Annotated in this window: 1 protein-coding gene; it reads left to right on the top strand. The window is 68.2% G+C overall.

Going from position 1 to position 255, the window contains the following annotated elements:
* Window positions 1-255 (top strand): hypothetical protein (locus tag LPA41_RS41560; protein ID WP_229077037.1); only part of this gene is annotated, 255 nt, incomplete at both ends.

Below are 255 nucleotides of genomic sequence, written 5' to 3'. Positions count from 1 at the left end.
GCTGTACGAGGTTCAGTTGCTGCCGGCGGCGGCCGTTGAGCCGATCGGCGACGTCGATCTGGTCGAGGTCGGTGGCGACCCCGATGTGCATGTGGCCACGAGTGTGGTCTTGGCCCGGCTGCAGGAGGCGTTGCTCACCGACCGGCGTCTGGTAGTGGTCACGCGCGGCGAGGACCTGGCACTTGCCGCGGTGCGGGGCTTGGTGCGGTCGGCGCAGTCGGAGCATCCGGGTCGGTTTGTGTTGGTGGATACCGA

Origin of the sequence: Actinoplanes sp. DH11, assembly GCF_020873875.1 — a bacterium.
Taxonomy (GTDB): domain Bacteria; phylum Actinomycetota; class Actinomycetes; order Mycobacteriales; family Micromonosporaceae; genus Actinoplanes.
The sequence above is the reverse complement of the archived record's forward strand: the minus strand, read 5'-3'. Positions and strand labels throughout refer to the sequence as shown.